Here is a 616-nt window from a genome sequence, read left to right as displayed (position 1 = left end):
CTCCAAGTCCTTACGGGCGCGGGTGAACTCCGCGTCTTCGACCATCCCGTCCAATACCCGGGCCCCGTCGCGGTCGGCGGCGCGGTCGTCATAATTCGCCGCCGGCCGGTAACCGGCGGGTTTGGCCGCCGGAGTGTTGCCGATGCCGGCCTCGGGGTCCAGCCGGGTCGCCGGCGCGTCCGGACTCAGTTGGTACGCCACCGACGATCGCCTCCCCGACCTTGAGCCCCTGGAGACGACGAAGCGTGGCAGACGGGCCTTAGTAACCATCTGCCACGCTCGGACCCACTTCAGGGTGGGTGCCACCGGAACGTGCGTCACCTGGCGACCAAACCATCAACAACGTTCCCGTGCGTATCGCCGGCCTCACCGCCGGATGCCCGTCACTATACCGAAACATCCAGTCGCAGCTCAGCCTCCGCTTCTTCGTCTCCACCGATCAGCAGTGGATTTTATCCGCCGGCCGCGCCGTGGTCTCCGAACCCATGAAGATTCCCCGACCCGCCGGTGCAGGGTTGTATTTCTTTCGCTCCCGGATCGATCTGCCGCCCGTCGCGCTCGCCCACGCAGAACGGGTGCTCGTCGACCTCGGGCATCCCGGTTCACTGCCTACGCC

At 66.7% G+C, this 616-nt stretch carries 2 pseudogenes; one reads left to right on the top strand and one right to left on the bottom strand.

Features of this window, described 5'->3' with window-relative positions:
* Positions 1-201: pseudogene (locus R3P93_RS24530) on the bottom strand (hypothetical protein); the annotation flags it as partial.
* A 149-nt stretch (positions 202-350) separates the two neighbouring features.
* Here R3P93_RS24530 and R3P93_RS24525 point away from each other — a divergent pair.
* Positions 351-616: pseudogene (locus R3P93_RS24525) on the top strand (hypothetical protein); the annotation flags it as partial.

Source organism: Rhodococcus cerastii (assembly GCF_033042195.1).
In the GTDB taxonomy this organism is placed as follows: Bacteria; Actinomycetota; Actinomycetes; order Mycobacteriales; family Mycobacteriaceae; genus Rhodococcoides.
The sequence above is the reverse complement of the archived record's forward strand: the minus strand, read 5'-3'. Positions and strand labels throughout refer to the sequence as shown.